Annotated in this window: 24 protein-coding genes; 20 read left to right on the forward strand and 4 right to left on the reverse strand. The window is 54.0% G+C overall.

Annotation, left to right across the window (positions count from 1 at the left end; genetic code table 11):
• Positions 1 to 331: 331 nt before the first annotated feature.
• The 5 genes from MCG44_RS06125 to MCG44_RS06145 all read left to right on the forward strand — a co-directional run bounded on the left by MCG44_RS06125 (position 332) and on the right by MCG44_RS06145 (position 3779).
• Positions 332 to 2122, forward strand: a complete 1791-nt coding sequence (locus tag MCG44_RS06125; RefSeq protein WP_240287291.1) for a reverse transcriptase domain-containing protein — start codon at positions 332 to 334, stop codon at positions 2120 to 2122.
• 212 nt (positions 2123 to 2334) lie between these two features.
• Positions 2335 to 2583 carry a DUF4315 family protein gene (locus MCG44_RS06130; protein ID WP_240287293.1) on the forward strand — a complete coding sequence of 83 codons (249 nt, stop codon included), beginning with the start codon at positions 2335 to 2337 and terminating at the stop codon, positions 2581 to 2583.
• Positions 2583 to 3239 (forward strand): CD1107 family mobile element protein, encoded by a 657-nt coding sequence (locus MCG44_RS06135; protein ID WP_240287295.1) that lies wholly within the window; start codon positions 2583 to 2585, stop codon positions 3237 to 3239. Before MCG44_RS06130 ends, MCG44_RS06135 begins: the two co-directional genes overlap by 1 nt.
• Positions 3236 to 3421: a hypothetical protein gene (locus tag MCG44_RS06140; protein WP_240287297.1), complete on the forward strand. Its 186-nt coding sequence runs from the start codon at positions 3236 to 3238 to the stop codon at positions 3419 to 3421. Before MCG44_RS06135 ends, MCG44_RS06140 begins: the two co-directional genes overlap by 4 nt.
• A 4-nt stretch (positions 3422 to 3425) precedes the next feature.
• The gene (locus tag MCG44_RS06145) at positions 3426 to 3779 is read left to right on the forward strand and encodes a cysteine-rich VLP protein (RefSeq protein WP_240287299.1); all 354 of its coding nucleotides are present in this window, start codon (positions 3426 to 3428) and stop codon (positions 3777 to 3779) included.
• 122 nt (positions 3780 to 3901) lie between these two features.
• On the opposite strand, the gene MCG44_RS06150 is transcribed toward MCG44_RS06145, so the two are convergent.
• Positions 3902 to 4327: a single-stranded DNA-binding protein gene (locus MCG44_RS06150; RefSeq protein WP_240287301.1), complete on the reverse strand. Its 426-nt coding sequence runs from the start codon at positions 4325 to 4327 to the stop codon at positions 3902 to 3904.
• A gap of 100 nt (positions 4328 to 4427) precedes the next feature.
• On the opposite strand from MCG44_RS06150, the gene MCG44_RS06155 reads away from it, so the two are divergent.
• Positions 4428 to 4781, forward strand: coding sequence for a plasmid mobilization protein (locus tag MCG44_RS06155; protein WP_240287304.1), 354 nt, complete (start codon positions 4428 to 4430; stop codon positions 4779 to 4781).
• A 102-nt stretch (positions 4782 to 4883) separates the two neighbouring features.
• On the opposite strand, the gene MCG44_RS06160 is transcribed toward MCG44_RS06155, so the two are convergent.
• Entirely contained in the window at positions 4884 to 6047 is a 1164-nt protein-coding gene (locus MCG44_RS06160; RefSeq protein ID WP_240287306.1) for a helix-turn-helix domain-containing protein, read from the reverse strand.
• 159 nt (positions 6048 to 6206) lie between these two features.
• Between MCG44_RS06160 and MCG44_RS06165 the strand changes: the two genes are divergently transcribed.
• From MCG44_RS06165 to MCG44_RS06220, 12 genes are all read left to right on the forward strand, one after another.
• The gene (locus tag MCG44_RS06165; RefSeq protein WP_240288884.1) at positions 6207 to 7577 is read left to right on the forward strand and encodes a relaxase/mobilization nuclease domain-containing protein; all 1371 of its coding nucleotides are present in this window, start codon (positions 6207 to 6209) and stop codon (positions 7575 to 7577) included.
• A gap of 276 nt (positions 7578 to 7853) precedes the next feature.
• Complete coding sequence (locus tag MCG44_RS06170; RefSeq protein ID WP_240287308.1) at positions 7854 to 8387, forward strand: RNA polymerase sigma factor; 534 nt, start codon at positions 7854 to 7856, stop codon at positions 8385 to 8387.
• Complete coding sequence (locus MCG44_RS06175) at positions 8384 to 9079, forward strand: hypothetical protein (RefSeq protein WP_240287311.1); 696 nt, start codon at positions 8384 to 8386, stop codon at positions 9077 to 9079. Before MCG44_RS06170 ends, MCG44_RS06175 begins: the two co-directional genes overlap by 4 nt.
• Positions 9060 to 9869, forward strand: coding sequence for a hypothetical protein (locus MCG44_RS06180; protein ID WP_240287313.1), 810 nt, complete (start codon positions 9060 to 9062; stop codon positions 9867 to 9869). The genes MCG44_RS06175 and MCG44_RS06180 overlap by 20 nt, the downstream gene beginning before the upstream one ends.
• Before the next feature lie 77 nt (positions 9870 to 9946).
• Entirely contained in the window at positions 9947 to 10585 is a 639-nt protein-coding gene (locus tag MCG44_RS06185) for a hypothetical protein (protein ID WP_240287315.1), read from the forward strand.
• Positions 10582 to 11442 (forward strand): ABC transporter ATP-binding protein, encoded by an 861-nt coding sequence (locus MCG44_RS06190; RefSeq protein ID WP_240287317.1) that lies wholly within the window; start codon positions 10582 to 10584, stop codon positions 11440 to 11442. Before MCG44_RS06185 ends, MCG44_RS06190 begins: the two co-directional genes overlap by 4 nt.
• Before the next feature lie 423 nt (positions 11443 to 11865).
• On the forward strand, positions 11866 to 12285 hold the full coding sequence (locus MCG44_RS06195) for an RNA polymerase sigma factor (RefSeq protein ID WP_240287319.1): 420 nt from the start codon (positions 11866 to 11868) through the stop codon (positions 12283 to 12285).
• A 379-nt stretch (positions 12286 to 12664) separates the two neighbouring features.
• A complete protein-coding gene (locus MCG44_RS06200; protein WP_240287321.1) occupies positions 12665 to 13030 on the forward strand; it encodes a hypothetical protein in 366 nt (121 codons plus the stop codon).
• Positions 13005 to 13271 (forward strand): DUF6870 family protein, encoded by a 267-nt coding sequence (locus tag MCG44_RS06205; RefSeq protein WP_338078621.1) that lies wholly within the window; start codon positions 13005 to 13007, stop codon positions 13269 to 13271. The genes MCG44_RS06200 and MCG44_RS06205 overlap by 26 nt, the downstream gene beginning before the upstream one ends.
• Before the next feature lie 107 nt (positions 13272 to 13378).
• Positions 13379 to 15061, forward strand: a complete 1683-nt coding sequence (locus tag MCG44_RS06210; RefSeq protein WP_240287323.1) for a recombinase family protein — start codon at positions 13379 to 13381, stop codon at positions 15059 to 15061.
• Positions 15058 to 15627 carry a BclA C-terminal domain-containing protein gene (locus tag MCG44_RS06215; protein WP_240287325.1) on the forward strand — a complete coding sequence of 190 codons (570 nt, stop codon included), beginning with the start codon at positions 15058 to 15060 and terminating at the stop codon, positions 15625 to 15627. The genes MCG44_RS06210 and MCG44_RS06215 overlap by 4 nt, the downstream gene beginning before the upstream one ends.
• A gap of 88 nt (positions 15628 to 15715) precedes the next feature.
• Positions 15716 to 16804 (forward strand): glycosyl transferase family 2, encoded by a 1089-nt coding sequence (locus MCG44_RS06220; protein WP_240287327.1) that lies wholly within the window; start codon positions 15716 to 15718, stop codon positions 16802 to 16804.
• Positions 16805 to 16848: 44 nt separating this feature from the next.
• Here MCG44_RS06220 and spoVAE read toward each other — a convergent pair whose 3' ends face one another.
• Together spoVAE and spoVAD are read right to left on the reverse strand one after the other, a co-directional pair.
• Positions 16849 to 17205, reverse strand: a complete 357-nt coding sequence (spoVAE, locus tag MCG44_RS06225; protein WP_186852073.1) for a stage V sporulation protein AE — start codon at positions 17203 to 17205, stop codon at positions 16849 to 16851.
• 67 nt (positions 17206 to 17272) lie between these two features.
• The gene (gene spoVAD / locus MCG44_RS06230; protein ID WP_147572123.1) at positions 17273 to 18298 is read right to left on the reverse strand and encodes a stage V sporulation protein AD; all 1026 of its coding nucleotides are present in this window, start codon (positions 18296 to 18298) and stop codon (positions 17273 to 17275) included.
• Positions 18299 to 18472: 174 nt separating this feature from the next.
• Here spoVAD and MCG44_RS06235 point away from each other — a divergent pair, with 174 nt between their 5' ends.
• Both MCG44_RS06235 and ybeY read left to right on the forward strand, forming a co-directional pair.
• The gene (locus MCG44_RS06235; protein WP_240287329.1) at positions 18473 to 20101 is read left to right on the forward strand and encodes a gamma-glutamyltransferase family protein; all 1629 of its coding nucleotides are present in this window, start codon (positions 18473 to 18475) and stop codon (positions 20099 to 20101) included.
• 17 nt (positions 20102 to 20118) lie between these two features.
• On the forward strand, positions 20119 to 20625 hold the full coding sequence (ybeY, locus tag MCG44_RS06240) for an rRNA maturation RNase YbeY (RefSeq protein WP_186852075.1): 507 nt from the start codon (positions 20119 to 20121) through the stop codon (positions 20623 to 20625).
• Positions 20626 to 20644 lie beyond the last annotated feature (19 nt).

Raw genomic sequence — 20644 nt, forward strand, 5'->3', positions numbered from 1 at the left:
TATCAGAATACCGGAAAGGGTCGCCTTCCGGTAGGTTATCAAAGAAATGCACGGCGCGCCGGAGAACCGGTGTCAACGGAACGAAAGCATATCCGACAATTCACACTTACCTACTACTTCCGTTAACTGGAGATTGCCTAAACCAGAGCGCCCCTAAGGGCTATGTGGCAGACACTGAAAATCTGGCATGGCAACGGAGCTTCCATAGTAGTCTGAGAACCCTGAATTGACAGGGAAGGCCGTAAATCGGATGCGGGAAAGCCGCTTACATGGCGAAGGGAAGCAGTCTGAGCGTATTAAAATCGAAAATTGATTAGGGAGGAAAACCTCATTGAAACCAACAATGGAGATTTTAACTAAGTTACAAGAAAACTCAAAGAAACACCATGATGAAGTATTCACAAGGCTTTATCGCTATCTGCTCCGGCCAGATATTTATTCTATTGCTTACCAGCACCTCTACTCCAATGAAGGTGCTGGAACAAAAGGCGTGGATGAAGATACGGCGGACGGATTCAGCGAGGAGTATGTGGAGCGTATTATTGAAGCATTGAGAACGGAGACATACCGCCCGAAACCTGTCCGGCGCAGTTATATCCAAAAATCAAATGGAAAAATGCGTCCGTTAGGTCTGCCGACTTTCACAGACAAGCTGGTTCAAGAAGTCATGCGAATGATTTTGGAGGCGGTCTATGAACCTGTTTTCTCGAATTACTCTCACGGATTTCGCCCCGGAAGAAGCTGTCACACCGCACTGGCCCAGCTCAAGCATGAGTTTATCGGTGCGAGCTGGTTCGTTGAGGGCGATATAAAAGGCTGTTTCGATAACATCGACCATACCGTGCTGATTGCGGTTATCGGCAGGAAAATCAGAGGCGCCAGATTTCTGAAACTCATACAGCTGTTCTTAAAATCGGGCTACATGGAGGACTGGAAATACTACGGTACTTACAGCGGCTGTCCGCAGGGCGGCATTATTTCGCCAATCCTTGCAAACATCTATCTGAATGAGCTGGACAGCTACATTGAGAAATTGAAAAAGGAGTTTGACGTTAGAACGCCGTACAGAACCACTCCGGCATACCATGCGATTGAGCGAAAGCGGGCAAATTTAAGGAGAAAAATAGACCGACGTGAAGCTGGCCCGGAACGTGACTTGTTGATTGTGGAATACAAAAAGCTGACCAGCGAATTGCATAAAACGCCAGCAAAATTGTGTGATGATAAGAAGCTTAAATATGTTCGCTATGCAGATGATTTTCTGATCGCCGTCAACGGGAGCAAGCAGGATTGTGAATGGATAAAAGCGAAACTCACGGAGTTCATCCAAAATACTCTGAAAATGGAGTTAAGCCAGGAAAAAACGCTGATTACCCATAGTAGCACACCTGCGAGATTTCTCGGTTATGATGTGCGGGTACGCCGTGACCAGCAGGTAAAGCCATGGAAGAAATGCAAACAGCGCACAATGAATCACACCGTGGAATTGCTTATCCCACTACAAGACAAGATTGAAAAGTTTCTGCTCTCAAAAGGTATTGTAAAGCAGAGAGCTGATAACGGAAAGCTGGAATCAACCAGCAGACTATCTTTATTGCGCCACACAGATTTAGAGATTGTGACGGTATTTGACGCGGAACTGCGGGGAATCTGCAACTACTATCACCTCGCCAGCAACTACCGAAACCTGAACTATTTCAGCTATCTCATGGAATACAGCTGCCTAAAAACGCTGTCCGGCAAGCACCGCTGTAAACTGTCTAAAATTTATGACAAGTATCGCATAGGTGAAAAGCGTTGGGGTATCCCCTACGAAACAAAAGCCGGAAGAAAAATCCGCCGACTCACGAAGTTTAACGAGATTGACGGGAAAAAGTGTGAGGATATTGAACCGAAAGCCATTACGGTTGTAGCCAAAGGACGCACCACGATAGATGACCGTCTCAAGGCCAAGGTATGCGAATTATGCGGCAGGACAGGCGTAAAACTGGAAGTCCATCATGTGAACAAGGTAAAAAACCTGAAGGGGAAAGAACCCTGGGAGCAAGTGATGATAGCGAAACGGCGCAAAACACTGGCGGTCTGCCATGACTGCCACCAGAAAATACATCATGGTTTCTAAAAGTTGTTTTTGTAATGGAGCAAAGATAGCGAGCCGTGTGCATTGAGAGGTGCAAGCACGGTTCTGGGAGGGGTCTGCGCAGACCTACCGTAGAAATGCGGCAAGGCGGCGCTTTCCTACTCTACCCGGTGCAATATACCAGCTTGAATACAAGCTACTGGCAGTCCCATTTTTACGCCTGGGGGCGTTTACCATGACAAAGGAGGTTTTCAATGGCGATCAGCAAAAGCGCGAAAATTTGGGCTGAGATGGAGAAAGTCAAGGCCAAGATCAACGAGCAGCAGGCCCGGCTGAAAGAGCTGGAGCAGAAGCACCGGGAGGCCGAGAATGAGGAGATCGTGGATATTGTGCGGGGCATGAGTGTGACCCTGGACGAGCTGCCCGCCCTCCTCCGGCAGTTCCGGGGCGGGCCCTCTGGACACGGTGTCCAGAAGCCCGGCGAGGGAAAGGAGGAGACTTGATGAAGAAATCCCGGATGCTGGCGTCTACGCTCTGCGCCGTCCTGATGGTGGGGGTACTCACCGTCCCCGCCTACGCTGGCGGCGGCGGCGAGAGCGAGGGCAGCGAGTACGTCCCCTGGGTGGGCCTGGAGCCGGTGGACCCCCTGCCCGTGGAGCAGCCGCCGGAGCCCCAGCCGTTCACCTCGGACGGAACGGGGACGGTGGTGGACAACGCCACCGACGAGGACGGCAAGGAATTTTTCACCATCACCACGGCGGACGAGGCAGTTTTCTATCTGGTGATCGACCGGCAGCGGAGCACAGAGAACGTGTATTTTCTGAACGCTGTCACCGTGTCCGACCTGATGGCCCTGGCCGAGCAGGATCAGGAGCCGGAGGCCCCGCCCCCTGTGACGGAACCGGACCCGGAGCCCGAACCTGACCCGGCCCCGGAGCCGGAGCCCCAAAAGTCCGGCGGGGCCGGGATGCTCCTGGCGGCCCTGGCGGTGCTGGCCCTGGGCGGCGGGGCCGGGTGGTACTTCAAGATTTACCGCCCCAAGCAGCAGCGGGCGGCGGAGCCGGAGGAGGACCACGCCGACTATGACGAGCCCGACGACTACGACGACGCGCCCCCCTGGGACGTGGACGAGGAGGACAGCGAGGGAGGGGACGAGTGAATTTCACCAACAGCCCCTATGAGCCCTTTATGAAGCAGCCCACCTATCACCTGCCCCCGGAGCCCACCCCGGCACCCAAGGGATCGGAGTGTGAGGGGTGCCCCTACTGGCGGGGCCTGCGGTGCGTGACCTGTTTCCGGGCCTATCTGCGCAGCCGGGCCGGGCCCGACAACGGGAGGTGACGGCATGGACCAGCGGGAGCTCACCCGTGAGGAGCGGGCGGCGATCCGGGCCCTGGTGGTAAGGTGGTGCGCCAATTATGACCGGGACGTGGGATGCTTGCCTTTGGACTGCGAGTGCTATATGCTGGGGAAAACCTGGACGGGGCCCCTGTGCCGCTACTTCCGGGCGGCGGTCCTGCCCCTGGACCCGGCGCTGGAGGCGGCCCTGACCGCCCCCGGACCTGTGGAGACACGGGCCTGCCCGGTCTGCGGGCGGCCCGCCCTCCTGGGAGGGCGGCGGCGCTACTGTTCCCCCGCCTGCGCCCAGGCCGCCCATAGGAAACAGCAGCGGGATCACATGAGGAAAAAGCGGGGTTGACCTGTTGACAATTAGGCCCTCAAAAGTCCCGTGTTTTCAAGGCTTTCCAGACGCCAAACAGGGGCGGGCCGTATCATTTCACGTCCCGCCCCTGTTTCGGCCCCATACTGTCAACATTTTGTTTATCTTATGATCGTTTGCGTAAGTACACTCGCCAATTTTTCAATGTCCGCTGTTGATTGCAGAGACATTTCACATCTGTCTAAACCAGAAGTTCCAATAACCGCGACAGTCAAGCCGGCCTCAACCGTCGAAATCTTGATAATCTTTGTTTTTGCAAAGCAGTTTTTCTGGGCAAGAGGTTTGAAACTCCAGCCGTCAACTAATTTATATTCTTGCTGCCCAGACGAATTTTTGTCAAGCACTTCAATTTTACCCCGGTTTTGCTTTACAAAATTCAAAAACAGGGTCCCTAAAGTCAACCGCTCTTTCTTGTCTTGGGTGTTCCACAGATGCCCTTTGAATAAATCCTTGACAATAAAAGTGGTTCCATCATCAAGATTGCCGAGTTCGATTATAGCCTGATCTAACATTTCCTGCGCTGTCATAGTAGTTGCGCACATCCTTTCTGCAAGCTGTTGCTTACAGGCATATTATAATCCATTTTAACATGACTGTCAACATGAATCTTCTGAAAAGAGGAATTTTATGCAGGGAAAGAAAAAGCGCCGCCGGAATGTGCCGCTCTATGTTTGGGTGAGCCCGGAGGAGCTGCAAGCGATCAAGGCCCGCATGGAGCAAGTGGGCATCCGCAATATGAGCGCCTATGTCCGAAAAATGGCCCTCAATGGCTATGTGCTCCAGGTGGACCTCTCCCCGGTGCGGGAGCTGGTGTCCCTCCAGCGGCGGTGCGCGAATAATCTCAATCAGGCGGCGCTCCATGTGAACACCTACGGCGGGCTGTATCAAAACGAGCTCCAGGCGCTCCAAAAGGACTACGCCGACCTGTGGGGGCCGCTGTCCGAGCTGCTGGAGAAGCTGGCCCAGGTGGTGGCTATGTGAACCGTGGGAGCGGCCCAGGCCGCTCCCCGGCTGTCCCTGCCCTCTGGACACCGTGTCCAGAGGTGGGGAGAACCGGATTATGATAAGAGCAAAATGGAAGCTCTACTGCTTTTGCGAAAAATCTATAAACGATTTGGAAAAGCCAAAAGCATTGGCCAAAGAGTCAAAACAAGGTTGGATGATATCACTCAATGCTTGTCCATCATTCCAGATAACATCAACTGCTTGAATATAGTCGCTATGTAACATTTCTGAATCTTCACCATAGCTACTTGTCCAATAGCCTTTACCATTAGCAATACAAACTGATATATACCACGGCTTAGGTATATCAAACTTGTCTACAAGGTTTGAATAATCAGCAAGTTTCCTGTTCAAAAGGTTTTCTATTTCACACCATTGACGGGTTTCTTTTAACTCAATTCTATAATTCATCATGCGGGCATCGACTACTTCGACGATTCCTGTTCGCATAAACAGTATGGAAGATTCAACATAGTTTGAATTATATGGAATACTAAATGCGTACTTACCATCAGCACAGAATACAGTATTATAGCCGCCACCTGACATGGGCCTAAAAGGATCACTGCCTGTCCAAGAGTTTAATGCAGATAAATCAACGGAATTTCCAAATTCCAAACTCCACAAAGGAATTATATGTAATACCAATTTTGCACCATCTTGAAGATGCCGAATATATTCGTTAGATATTATCATTCCAACACGATCTTGCCTAAATTTTTTGATTTCATTTTGATATGAAACACTAGACAAAATCTCCCGCCGAAGATCATCAAGGCTCATATTTGTAACACCATTTGAGTGTCTAATATAAAAATTGTCTTTGTTTCCATCATTGACAGCGTGTGGACGTGAAATACTCTTGGGAACAGTTATAGTCATTACCATATCGGTATCTGAAAGAGGAAAACATTGCATGGATATTCCGTATATTCTGGGATGCACTTTAGCGAGCAGCCTACTCTGAATTGCCAGTTGTATTTCATCAAATTTGTCAGTCCCACAACCAACGCCTATTACTTGACTGGCTACTTTATCTTTGCTTTCATCAATGCCAATGTAAATTGTGCCGCCATCAGCATTTGCAAATGCCGCAATCTCTTTTTCAAGTTTTTCCTTTTGCTCCGGCGTTATTTTCCCATTGGGAAACGAAAATTTCTTAAACTCTATTTTATTGCTTTCTGATACCTTTTCTTCTACAAAAGAGTAAAAAGTGTCAAGTGATAATTGCCGTTCGTTCATTAACTCACCTCCAACAGTTTATATAAGTTTAATACAGAATAGCTAAATAGTCAAAAGTTTCTTTGGATATTCTCTACATCTATAAAGGGGGTGCTCTCCACGGCAACGACCTATCTAAAGGCCCACCATATCAGCAGGGGCAAGTCGATCCTGGCCTCTATGTCTGACCGTTTCGACTACGGCCAGAACCCGGCCAAGACACTGGACGGGGTCCTGATCCGCTCCTACGAGTGCGACCCCCTCACCGCTGACAGCGAGTTTCTTTTGAGCAAGGCCCGGTACAAAACCATTACGGGCCGGGAGCAGAAACGGGACGCCGATGTGCTGTGCTATCAGATCCGCCAATCATTCCCTCCTGGGGAGTTGGACCCGGAGGAGGCGCTGAACATCGGTTATGAGCTGGCGATGCGCTGGACCAAGGGAAAACACGCTTTCTTCGTGGTGTCCCACGCGGACCGGCCACACCCTCACGTCCACATTTACTACAATTCCACATCCCTTGACTGCACCCGGAAATACCGGGATTTTTTAGGCTCCGCCCGCGCCCTGCGGCGGCTGTCTGACCGGGTATGCCTGGAGCATGACCTGTCTATCATCAAAAATCCCAAGCTCCATAGCAAGGGAAAATTTCTGCATTACGGCCAATGGCTGGGCGGGGCCCGGCCTCCCTCCTACAAGGAGCAGATACGGGGGATCATCGACGGGGCCCTGGCGGAGCGGCCCGCCGACCTTGCCGACTTTCTCCGGCGGATGGAGGCGGCGGGCGTCCAGGTGAAGCGGGGCCGGGGCGGGGTGATCTCGTTCCGGCTCCCAGGCCAGGACCGGGCCACCCGGTTCCGGGCCTCCACCCTGGGGGACGGCTACGGCCCGGAGGACGTGGAGGCGGTAATCGACGGGCGGGCACCCGTCCGCAAGCCCGCCCAGGCGCGGCCCCGCCCGGCGGCCCCCCGGCGCGTCAATCTGATAATTGACATTCAGCAGCGTATGGCCCAGGGCAAAGGCCCCGGCTATGAGCGGTGGGCGAAAATCTACAATCTGAAACAGATGGCCGCCGCGCTCCAATTTCTCCAGGAGAACGGCCTGACCGACTATGACGCCCTGGCGGAGCGGACGGCGGCAGCGGTGGACCGGGCCCATGCTCTGGCCGGAGAGCTGCGGGGCGTGGAGGAGCGGCTGGCCTCCACCACAAAGCTGATGGGGGCCGTGGTGGACTACGCCAAGACCCGGCCCGTGTTCGACGGCTACAAGGCCGCCCGGTACGGCAAGAAGTATCTGGCGGAACATGAGGAGGCGCTGGCCTCCTACCGGGCGGCAAAGGCGGCGATCAATGACATTCTGGACGGGGTGAAGCTCCCGAAAATGGACGCGCTGAAAAAGGAGCGTCGAGAGCTGGCGGAGCGGAAGAAAAAACTCTACGCGCAGTACCGGGCGGCACAACAGGAAATGCGGGAGGCGGTGGCGGTCAAGGCCAACGTCGATCATCTCCTCGACCTGCCCGGCGGGCGGGAGAGTAAGGCCCGGGAGCGGTGAGCGACGGGGCCGCAGACAGGGAAGCCTCTGGACACGGTGTCCAGAGGCTTCCGGCGGGTTTGGGGGCACCCCAACAAGCATTTTCGCAAGGCGAAAATGGCGAGTGTATTGACACTCGCCCTGCTTGCCGTTTGTGCGCTCCGTTAATTTTCAGCTTTTTTCATATAATGCAGCATCCTTGACAGGAAATAAGATAGATGGGAAAATTTGAATAATTTGAAGTCATCCTTTTTATGCTGCTATTGCGTTATACTAATAGAACAAGGTGGTGATCCAATGGAGTACAGCGATTTTGATTTAATAAACGGAATAAAAAACGGGGACAAAGATGCGCTATCGCTGCTAGTTCGACGTTGGTACCCACAAATTTTCAGATATTGCTGCAAAGTGATAGGAAACGAACAAGATGCTTACGATATTACCCAGGATGTGTTTGTCTCCGTGCTGCAAAATATTGAGCGTTTTCATATATGGAATAAGTTTAGCAGTTGGCTTTTTACAATCGCGCATAACAAGTGTATGGATTATTTTAGAATGCGAAAAAAGGTTGATTCTACACAAGAAACGGAAGCTGGATTCTGCACGACGACATCAGTATTGGAAGATCAAATTGCTATTTCAAATACAGTGGAAAAGGCGATTTTACAGCTGCCAAAAATGCAGCAAAACGTAATCATTCTGCATTATTTTCAGCAATTCACCTGTAAAGAAATAGCGCAAATGACTAGCACGCCACTCCCCACAATCAAATCACGGCTATCTGTTGCAAAGAAAACGCTTTCTAAACTTCTTTGGGAGGACTTTCGATGAATGAACGTATGGAACAGGAGATCAACCGAACAATCGCTTTATTGCAGGCATCAATGCCGCAGAGAAAATCCGAGGCCGCTTTATCGCAGCTGCTGAACATAGCAAAGAGTGAGATGAATCCTCTTTTGCTGCTGGCCCTGTTTTTCGTTTCGATTCTATGCGGCGTGTGTATGTCAAAGGACATCGCTTCTCCAATGGTAACAATATTTTGTATCAGCCCGCTGCCCATGCTGATCCTGTTTCACCGGTATGTGCTCTACTCCAATGAGCCTATGCGTGAGCTGGAGGAAACATTTCCCTTTTCCTATTCTGAAATGCTGGTTGGCCGCGCTATGCTGATATCCGCTTACATGACGTTTGTTTTTATCGCGCTTGCTGTGCTTTTATCTCACTCAGCGGGCGAAAACTTCATCAGGCTGGCGCTGTGCGGGGCCGTTCCCAGCACTTACCTATGTATAGGGCTGCTGATCCTGTCCGCCTTTATCCAGAATCAGGATGGGCTGTCATTAGCCGCCATTGTTTTGTGGGTCGGAATCAGCTATTGCGCGCTGGCCCTGCCGTTTGACCATTTTTTAATTTTACTGCCAACCTCCGTATATGCGGCACTTCTGGCGGTTGGAGTGGCTTTATACAGTATGTGCGTCTGCAAAATAAAACAGAGGAGGCATTCTTATGCAGCTGGTGTTGAGTGAGGCCAGAAAACAGCGGTCATTCCGTGAGGTTTGGGTGGGGTATTTGCTGGCAATTTTACTCTTATCCGTATTTATTTACTCTGATTTAGGAGAACTCAGAATGAACTCAAGTTGGTTTCAAATTCAGCAGGATATTCACAGGTATGTGGGCGTCTTGACCGCTTTTTTACTTGTGATTGGGCTGTCCCGGCTGATGTGCTATGAGACGGAACAAAAAACTGCGGGACTGGTTGGGACCGCCGCGCACGGCCCGTCTCTGACATGGCGGGCAAAGGTTGGATTGTCGCTCCTATATTGTACAGCTGTGGTATTTGTACTTGGGGCCGTGACCCTTGGTATTCGTGGCGCTTTGATCGGTTTCCAAGACGCCTTTACACCTGTTTCAGAGTGTGTGCATTTTGAGAGCGTCCCTCTGTCAAACCTGACATACTGTATCGTTCAATATGGGTTCCTGCTGCTGGGGGCGCTGTATTTTACCGGCTTTATTCTGATTGTTGCGACGCTCACAAAACGCACTTCATTTACCATTTTCCTCTGCGGCGGTATCTATTTGGCCTCACTCTGTTATCAGTTTGTCATTGAGGGCCGGTTGAGAGGACTGGCCGACCAAATCTGTAAAGCTATTTTTCAACTCAGCTTTTGTGGATTTATGCAGTTGGAAAGCTATCGCTGGTTTGAATGGGTAGGACAGTGGAAAAACGCCTGGAAGCCCATTGTGTTTGTTCTGCTGGCCACTGTTCTTGAATTTGCGGTTTTGTGGCTGCTGTGGAGGCGTAAGGCAAAGACATGAAAACAGAGTGTCTCCAATACTTCAAAAATCCATACTACTGGGCCGTGATTGGCCTGGGACTGGCCGCCCGCGCAGGATTGACCTACCTGGACTTTCGATACCGGAGCCCGCAATTTTGGGAGCTGGCCGCTGACTTTTGGAACAAGACCGGCTCCATCACAATGGGATTTTTAATACTGCTGGTGATGATCCGCCGGTTTTCTTACGATATGGAACTGAGAACATTTCCCATCATCAACAGTACGGCTTATGGGCGCCTCCCACTGTTCTGGAACCGGCTGATTGGCGGCGAAGTGGCTGTTGTTGCGGCTGTGCTGCTTCTGTATGCGGGAAACACAGGAATCTCATGTTTGCTCGGGAGCAAAATGGGTATGTCATATGACTGGACAGGCTTTTTCACCCAAGCTACAGTGGCTGCATTCGCCGGCTCAGCCGGGTATTTTGCGTTGTCTGCCATGATATGTGATTTATCCAAAAACCACCCCGTGGCTATGTGCCTATGTGGGCTTCCCTTTGCAAGCAGTTACTTCATTAACGTCGATGCGGTGAAACCGCCAGACCTGTTCTGGTTCCTGCGGTATGGCTTTTTTACGGAACTGTTGCGGGGACGGACAATCGGGTCCTTTCCGGTATTTTGGTCTGTATGGTATGCGGCGTTAATTGGTTTAACATTCTTTTTTGTGATTCAGAAAAGGAAGGAGCGCAAGGAGCTATGAACCTTGTTTTTGAAAATATCAGCAAAGTGTTCCAGGACACCGTCGCGCTGGAAAAAATCAATCTAACCATGTCCAGCGGCGTCTATGGTCTGTTAGGACCCAACGGAGCCGGGAAAACGACTATGATGAAAATTATGACCGACTTGGTGCCGCCCTCCACAGGCCGGGTGCTTTTGGACGGCCAGGATATTGCCGTAATGGGAGCCGCTTTCCGAAAGAAGTTGGGGTATCTCCCCCAGGATTTTGGTGTCTACCCGAGCTTTACTGCGGAGCAATTTTTGCTCTACATTGCACGATTGAAGGGCCTTTCAAAGTATGAGGCGAAGCGGCAAACGGATGATCTGCTGATTATGGTTGGACTGGAAGAAAAGGCCCGAAAAAAACTCAAAGGGTTTTCCGGAGGGCAAAAGCAGCGGATTGGAATTGCACAGGCCCTCTTGGGCGACCCGGAGATTCTGGTGCTGGATGAACCGACAGCCGGGCTGGACCCGGAAGAACGCATCCGATTTCGGGGGATAATCAGCGCGTTGTCTCAGCAAAAAATCGTGCTGCTGTCTACCCATATCGTCTCTGATATAGAGGCCATTGCCAACCAGGTCATTCTGTTGAAAAAAGGCTCCATATTGGATGTAAAGCAGCCCAGTGAGCTGTTGCATGGACTGGACGGCAAAGTCTGGAGCGTCACCGTTGACGCAGAGGATGAAGCGGAACTGATTCAGAAATTCTCATGCAGCAACATCATGCACATGGATGGAAAAAGCGTGGTTCGGCTGATTTCTGAACATCAACCATATCCAGAAGCTATTCAGCAATCCCCCAATATGGAAGATATGTATTTGTACTATTTCGGCCAATAAATTGATAAAATTATTATCTGCCCAGCGGCAGAAAAGAAAAAACCGCTGCTGGGCAGACATTTATCATGCCTAAAAGGTGCTTTTTCGCGGCGGTTTTGATTTCAAAGCCGCCGTTTTTATATCTGCTGGCGGCACATAGGAGGATGCCGCTATGCGATTACAGGTAGATGGGCACTTGTCAAAAAAAGCCTGACCTCCGCATTGGCGTACTCCACCCAGGGTTGCGAAAATCGTCAGTTTCAAGTTAATCATGTCGTTTCCAGCACCCGAATGGTATTGCACCATCCGGGCGTTTTTCTATCCGGACGGCACCTCTGGACACCGTGTCCAGAGGTAGGGGGCGGCACCCCCGGCTGCCGCTCCCCGCCTGACCCTCCATTTCGATTTGTCCCTTTTCGCCCTGTATCGAAATGGAGGTTACATATGACAACCATCGAACTGAATAACTACTATCCCCACCTGACCGAGCGTATCACCCTGGAGGTGTCGGATGAAATCGCTGTGACCCTCTCCATTGGGGGCCGCTGCTGTGACAGTTATAAACGCCGCAAGCGGGAGCATGGCGAGTGTTCCCTGGATGCCGTCCCCGGTTTTGAGGCCGATGTGTCCCGGCCCCCGCTGACCCCGGAGGAGATCATGGAGCGGGACGAGGATCACGCCGCCCTCTACGCCGCCATTGACCGCCTCCCGCCTGTCCAGGCCCGGCGTGTCTACGCCCGCTTCATCCTGGGGCGGAGCGTGGGCCAGATCGCCAGGGCCGAGGGTGTGGAGGAGCGCAACGTCCGGGAGGCGATCAACAAGGGACTGCGGGGCTTGAAAAAATATTTGGATTTTTCTTTCTAAGGTACATCCGAAAACGCAGAAAATCCGCCTGATAGGTGAGGAGGGACAAGCCCCTCCCGCCAACAACTGAATACACAGTATTCCAGGCACAAAACCCGTGTGATAGCGACAAAAGGCGCGTCGCCAGGATGGGAGCTCCGAGGAGGTGAACAGGGAGCGGACCGAGCGATCAACGTGAACCTTTGACCCGGCTTTGGCAAGTCGGGCGCGAGGACAGCGCGGGGGATAATGAAACTTGCTCACGCCCTCCCACGGACTTGCGGGGGAGCCCTGCGGTACGCGCCACCCACAAAAGGGTTCCCAACGGATCATTGATCCGTTGGGAAGAGCCGGAACAGCGAAATGAACGAGTTTTCGCCGCAAGGCGGAAACGAGTGATATGGAGCTTGTGACGGCGAGGCGGCGGTGCTGTGGAGCTATGACAGCCGGAGCCACCGGCGGCCTGGAATACTCCCTGCGCTGGGGGTGCGTGGCAAATACAGCGTACAACAAAACCAAGGGGGCCGCCCGCCTGGGTCCTGTCTGTCTTGTGACAGCCCAAACTTTCCCCGGCGTGGCGGCCCCGTTCGTGGATCGAAATGGAATACCCCTGTCCGCTCCCGGCCTATGGCCGGGAGTGAGGGCAGGCCAAAAGACGGTGCTGTCTAGCACCGCCTTTTGGCGTCTCCTCATAGGACAAGCAGAGCATGACATATATCTGGAGGGGAGGGTGATGATCTATGTTGCAGCAGCAAATGAGCATTGAGCAATTATCAAGTGTTGACATTCAGACCGTTAATAGGGAGGACCTGATTGACGTAAGCGGCACAACCTTTGACAACAGCATACCACACAAACAGCGGGCGGCTCAAATCCTGCGGATTACGGGCAACCCGTATTGTTTTCGTGTTGGTGATCTATGCGTCAAGCTGGAGTTTCTGGATAGTGCCCCGCCTCTGCAAGACGCGTTTTCCAGCTTCCTGCAACGTAAAAAAAGCGGTATTTGACCTCCTTTTGCCCCTCTGGACACGGTGTCCAGAAGTTGGGACATCCTTGTGTAACACCTGAGTTAGCGGTATAATATAGGTGTAATGTGATAGGGAAGGAGGTCAACATGGCACGGAAAAGCCGTTCCATCATTGAGACTGTCAAACCGAAATACCGGGTGTGGAGAATCGCAATTTATATCCGTCTCTCAAAAGAGGATGCCCGGTGTTTTGACGAATCCGAAAGCGTGACCAACCAGCGAAAAATCATTGAAGATCATATCGCCGCTTTTAACGACGGCGACGAATACCTCATTGTTGACGAATATGTTGACGACGGGATTTCCGGCACGACTGACGATGAACGGGATGATTTTCAGCGGATGCTCTCTGACATTAAGCGGGGCCGAATCAACTGTGTCATTGTGAAAGACCTTGCCCGCTCTTTCCGTAATTACAGCGATCAAGGGTACTATCTGGATGATTGGTTTCCCCGCTACAACGTCCGTTTCATCTCCCTTTTTCATCAGTCCCTGGACAGCTACAAAGAGCCCCAAAATATGCGGAGTATCGCAGTCCCCATCCAGGGAGTTCTGAATGAAAATCATTGTGCGGAAACCTCCGATAAGGTGCGGGAAGTCTTTGATATGAAGCGGCGCAACGGAGAACATATCGGTTCCTTTGCCGCCTACGGCTACATAAAGGACCCCAATGACAAAAATGCGCTGGTGATTGACGAACAGGCTGCCTCCGTAGTCCGAGATATTTTCTCCATGTTCCTGGACGGCATGAGCAAAAATGCCATTGTCCGCCACTTGAATGACCACGGGATTCCCTGTCCCTCTCTTTACAAGCGGGAGTGTTTGGGGCTGAAATACCAAAATCCCCAAATGAACATGGTTAAGCGTCCCTTGTGGTGTGCTATGACAGTTACATCTATCCTTAAAAATCGTATGTACTGTGGAGACATGGTGCAAGGGCGCTACCGGATGAAAAGCTACAAGGTTCATGTTCAAGAGCTGGTGCCCAAGGACGAGTGGTATATCGTGGAAAATACCCATGAGGCGATTATCGACCGTGAGACATTTGAAAAGGTACAGCAGCTTTTGCTCCGAGATACCCGGACAGGGCCCCAGCAGAATAAACTGTATCTTTTCAGCGGTTTTCTGAAATGTGCCGATTGTGGGAAGTCCATGACCCGGAGTAAAGTGGGTGATATAGTGTACTATTATTGCCGTACTTATAAGGATCAGTCAAAAGGCGTCTGTACAAAGCATACGATCCGGCATGACCGTCTGGAGGCAGCGGTGCTCTATGCGATTCAGCAGCAGGTTTACCTTGCGGTGGACTACTCCAAAACGATTGAATGGATCAACCGGGCCCCGCTGGTAAAGAGTCAGTCAAAAAAGCTGACGGACGCGATAGAGCAAAAGGAACGGGAGCTTGCTAAAATCGTCCGATACAAGCAGGCCATCTATCAGGACTGGAAAGACGGCGAGATTTCCCACTCCGATTACCGTCACATGAAAACGGATTATGAGCATCAAGCCGAAACTCTGGAAGAAGTTATTGAACGGCTCCAGGCCGAGAAGCAGGAAGTTGAGAATGGCGTTGATGTGGAAAATCCATTCCTTGTTGCGTTCCGGCAATTCCAGAACATCGACAAGCTGACACGGGATGTTTTGATTGAGCTGGTGGATCACATTAAAGTCTATGAGGGCGGGAGTATCAGCATCGTGTTCCGCTTTGCCGACGAACTGCGCCGGGTGCAAGAATACATTGAAATGAACTCCCACAATGAAGCGGTTTGAAAACCGCATTTTTCCAGGCGGTGTATTTTCCTAATATAAACGCTCCGACCGGGCCGACTGGCCCGACTGGTCCTGCCGGCCCTGCCGGCGCAACTGGTGCCGCCGGAGCCACAGGCGCGGAAGGTCCTACCGGGCCCACTGGACCGGCTGGAGCAGCCCCCGCGCTGAACGCGCTCTACGCCACCAATGTGGGGTCCCAGACCCTGGCAACCACCGGCGATGACGCCAGCTTCGACACCAATCAGGTGGAGGAGGGAACCGCCATCACCCATACCACGAGCACGGCCACCTTCACCCTGGGAGAAACCGGTATCTACCGGGTCTCTTACTCGGTGGTGGCGACCAATACAAGCTCTACTGGTACTGTGGGCGTGGAGCTGGAGAACAACTCTACCCCTGTCCCTGGGAGCGAGAGCCAGGCCACCATTTCCACTACCAATGATCTGGCCACTCTGGCGGCCAGTGTCCTGGTGAACGTCACCGGGACGGCTACCATTACCCTGACTTCCACAGAGAACAACGTGACTCTGACCGAGGCCGGGATCGTAATCCAGAAGCTGAACTGACCGAAAGACCCCAATGGGGCCTAAACAGGGCGGGCGGCACACCGTGCCGCCCGCCCTGTTCCTTATCTGAAAGAGGAGGGCGAGCGCCGTGAAAGTGGTGGTATATGCCATCTGTAAAAATGAGGCTCAATTCGTAGACCGCTGGATGGACTCTATGGGAGAGGCGGACCAGGTAGTGGTGCTGGACACCGGCTCCGAGGACGACACTGTGGAGCGGCTGCGAGCCAGGGGGGCTCTGGCTGAGGTAGAGGTCATCTCCCCCTGGAGGTTCGATGTGGCCCGCAACCGGTCCATGGAGCTGGTGCCGGAAGACGCGGATATCTGCGTATGTACAGATCTGGATGAGGTATTTCATCCTGGCTGGCGGGCCCGGTTGGAGGAGGCGTGGCTGCCAGAGGCGGGCCAGGCTACATACCGCTATACCTGGTCCTTTAACCCGGACGGCAGCGAGGGGGTTACCTTCTGGTATGAAAAGGCCCATGCACGCCACGGCTATCAGTGGGTTCATCCGGTGCATGAGGTGCTGAAGTGGATGGGGACTGGAAGGCCAGGCCCCACAGTGGTGGCGGAGGGAGTCCAGCTGGACCACCACCCCGACCCTTCAAAGTCTAGAGGGCAGTATCTTCCGCTGCTGGAGCTGTCGGTACAGGAGGACCCTGAGGATGACCGGAATGTCCACTATTTAGGCCGGGAATATATGTACAGGGGGCGCTGGGACGACTGCATCCGTACCCTGAAAAGGCATCTTACCATGTCGAGCGCCACCTGGCGGGATGAGAGGGCGGCCTCCATGCGGTACATCGCCAAGTCCTATCTGAACAAGGGGGAGCGGGCACAGGCCCGGGACTGGTACCTGAGGGCCATCGCTGAGGCACCCCATCTGCGGGAGCCCTATATGGACCTGGCGCTTGCCCTGTATGAGCAGGGGGAGTGGGACGGGGTGCTCTACTTTACTGGCTGCGCCCTGGCCATCACCTACCGGCCCAGGTCTTATATCTGTGAGGCTGCCTCCTGGGGCTCTCTGCCCCACGACTTGCGCTCCATTGCCCTCTTCCACACTGGGAGGCTGAAAGAGGCCCGTGAGGAGGCGAGGAAGGCTGTGGAGCTGGAGCCAGACAACGAGCGGCTCCAGGGAAATCTCAAGCTGCTGGAGAACAGTCCGAAAGAAGGCGGGTAACAAGCGGGCCCCATCCAATGGATGGGGCCCGCTTGTGTTTTGATCTAACTTTTGGGCTTCGGCTTAAAGAGAAGGGCCACTACAAAGCCGAAGAAGATAGCGGCGGTGATACCGCCGGCCGCGGCGGTGGACCCGCCAGTGAGGGCGCCCAGAAATCCGTCCTCCGCTACCGCCTTTTTGACCCCCTTGGCCAGCAGGTGGCCAAAACCCGTGAGGGGTACTGTGGCGCCGGCTCCTCCCCAGTCCACTAGATGCTGGTAGAGCCCCAGGCCGCTGAGGATCACCCCGGCGGTCACATAGGACACCAGGATCTTGGCGGGGGTAAGGGGAGTCTTATCAATCAAAAGCTGGCCAATAATACATAGGATGCCGCCGCAGAGGAAGGCGTTAAGATATTCCATGATTACGCACCTTTCAAACAAGATAGAGGTCCCAGGTATGGGCGTGATGCCCGAAGACAGCTGGCGGTCACGCCTGGGGGGATCGCTGAGTAGAAATGGCGATGGCGTGGCAGATGCCGGGTACGCTCTCCCCCTGGAACGCGGAGGTAGGAGAGTGGAGAGCGCCGGTGGGGCAGAAAAGAATGTTGTTCCATTTGCCCTCCCGCATTCCATTGAGCAGGTAGCCCGTCAGCACCGAGGCTGCGCAGCCGCAGCCGGAACCTCCGCAGTGGACATCCTGACTCTGCGGGTCGAAAATAAGCATCCCGCAGTCGGTGTGGTTGGACAGTTCCAGCCCGTCCTGCCGGAGCAACTCCAACAGCAGCTCGCTGCCCAGATTACCCAGGTCGCCTGTGACGATCAGGTCATAGTAGCTCGGCGCCCGGCCGGTGTCCTTTAGGTGGGTGGAGATGGTGTCATAGGCGGCCGGGGCCATGGCTGCCCCCATGTTGTTGGTGTCGGTGATGCCCTTGTCCACAATCTTGCCTACCGTCACATGGGTGATATAGGGGCCGGGGCCCTCCCGTGCCAGAATAGCAGCTCCGGCAGCGGTAGTGGTCCACTGGGCGGTGGGAGTTCGCTGGCCGCCGTACTCCAGAGGGGTGCGGTACTGGCGCTCGGCAGTGCAGAAGTGGGAGGAGACTACCACTCCGGCCCACTCCCCGAAGCCGCCATCCAAGGTCATAGAGGCCAGAGCCAGCCCCTCCCCCATGGTGGAGCAGGCCCCATAGAGGCCGAAAAAGGGAATCTCCTGGCCGCGTGCGGCGAAGGAAGAACCGATGCACTGATTCAGCAGGTCGCCGGCAAAGAGCCAGTCTATATTAGAGGCAGGTTGGCCCGCCTTATTTAAGGCCAGAGCCAGGGCCTGCTTCTGCATGGCGCTCTCCGATTTCTCCCAGGTGGACTCGCCGAAGGTGTCGTCAGTCCCGATATAGTCGAAGGAGCTGGCCAGAGGGCCCTCACCCTCCTTCTTTCCTACCACGTTGGCGTGACCGGCGAAGGAAGGGGGACAGGCCAGGGTGACTGTCTGGCTGCCTGTTTTTTTTGTCGTCAAGGGAAACGCCTCCCAATAGAGAATGAAGATGACCATAGCTTGTCCGAAGGGGAGAGAAATATGCCCGAAGCATAAGGAAGAGGCGAATAAAAATTTCTTTTGCTTTCTTCTGTTCAAAAGGGCCAGATTCCTGTATAATGGGGGCTGCAAAGGAAAGAAAAGGAGAGAGGACCTATGCCCCAATTCGACCCACAAAAATATTCCTATCCTTCCCGCCGGAATGTAGTCTATGCCCGCCGCGCAATGGCCTGCACCTCTGTGCCTCTGGGGGCCCAGATCGGCCTGGATGTGATGAAGGCCGGAGGAAACGCTATGGACGCGGCTGTCGCCATGGCCGCAGCCATGCCCATCCTGGAGCCCACCGGAAACGGCCTGGGCTCAGACTGCTTTGCCCTGATCTGGGTAGAGAAGGAGAAGAAGCTGTACGGACTCAACGCCAGTGGCGTGGCTCCCATGGCGCTGGATGCGAAGATGGTGAGAGCCATGGGGCACAGTGAGATGCCCAAAACGGGCTGGCTGCCGACCATGGTGCCGGGGGCCCCCGCGGGCTGGGCGGCGATCAATAAAAAATTTGGCGCCAAGCCCCTGTCCGAACTGTTTGCTCCAGCCATCTCCTATGCCCGGGAGGGATATCCTGTCCCGGTCAATCTGGAGCCCCAGTGGGAGAAGGACTCCCAGCGTATTGCCGCTGCCCGGTCCAAGGAACCTGCGCCTCACTCCTATTGGTGGAATACCTTTATGAAGGAGGACGGCACCCACTACCGGGCCGGTGAACTGTTCCGCTGGGAGGAGTATGCCCAGACGATGGAGGAGCTGGCCGCCACAGACTGTGAAAGCTATTACCGTGGTCCTCTGATGGAGAAGATTGTGGCCTTCAGCCGAGAAACTGGGGGGTATTTCTGTGAGGATGACTTCAGAAATTACCAGCCCATGTGGGTGGAGCCCATCACCACAGACTATAAGGGCTATACCGTGTGCGAGATACCGCCCAACGGCCACGGCATCACAGTGCTGATGGCGCTGAATATCCTAAAGGGGCTGGAGCTGTCCCAGGTGAAGGACTGCGCCGACACCTACCACAAGATCCTGGAGTCCATCAAGCTGGCTTTCGCGGACACTAAGACTTATGTGGCGGACCCCCGGTACATGAAGACCAAGGTGGAGGATATGCTGTCCGAGGAGTACGCCGCCCAGCGCCGGGCCCTCATTTCTGACAGGGCGCTGATGCCGGAGGCGGGAGACCCCTCCTGCGGCGGGACCATCTACCTGTGTACTGCCGACCCAGAGGGCAACATGGTATCCTTTATCCAGAGCAACTATACCACCTTCGGCGCCGGCGTGGCCATCCCCGGCACTGGTATCTCCTTACAGAACCGGGGCGCCAACTTCTCCCTGGAGGAGAACAGCGACAACTGCCTGACCGGAGGGAAGCGGTCCTATCACACCATCATCCCCGGCTTTATGATGAAGGACGGAGATGCTGTTGGCCCCTTCGGCGTCATGGGCGCCTTCATGCAGCCCCAGGGCCATGTGCTGGTGGCGGTGAACACCATCGACTATCATATGAATCCCCAGGAGGCGCTGGATGCCCCGAGAATTCAGTGGGTGGGCGGAAAGCATATCCAGTTGGAGCGGGAGGTTCCCGCCCACATCGGCAGAGAGCTGGCGGACATGGGCCATGAGGTGGAGGTTTTGAACACCAACATCACTATGGGCCGCGGGCAAATCATTTGGCGGACGGAGAACGGAATGCTAGTTGGCGGGACCGAGCCTCGGTGCGATGGCACTGTGGCGGCCTGGTAAGGGCAGGGGTGGAAGATATGCTGCTTGGCAAAGGACAAAAGGGGACGTCCCACTGCGTGTGTGTGGACTGTGAGGAGGACTGGCCCTACGAGTCAAAGCTCCAGCGGGTTATCGAGGCAGCCTTGGAGACGGAGGGGGTGGACGTGCCCTGCGCCGTCGATGTGCTTATCACAGATGACGCAGGCATCCATCAGGCCAATCTGGAAACGCGAGGGGTGGACCGGCCCACCGATGTGCTGTCCTTTCCCATGTTCGAGCTGTCTCCCGGAGAAAAGCCCAGAGCCGAGTGGGCGGACCCAGACACGGGCAAAGTCTTTTTGGGGGATATGGTGATCTCCCTGGAGCGGGCAAACGAGCAGGCCGAGGAGTACGGTCACTCCCTGGAGCGGGAGCTGTGCTATCTAACGGTACACTCGGTCCTCCATTTGCTGGGCTACGACCACCTGGACGAGGGCCCGATGAAGCGGCAGATGCGGGAAAGAGAAGAAAAAATTTTGACGGAGATGGGTCTTGACCGGACATAACACAGCGGAGCCAAGTCAT

Source organism: Lawsonibacter sp. OA9, from assembly GCF_022440585.1.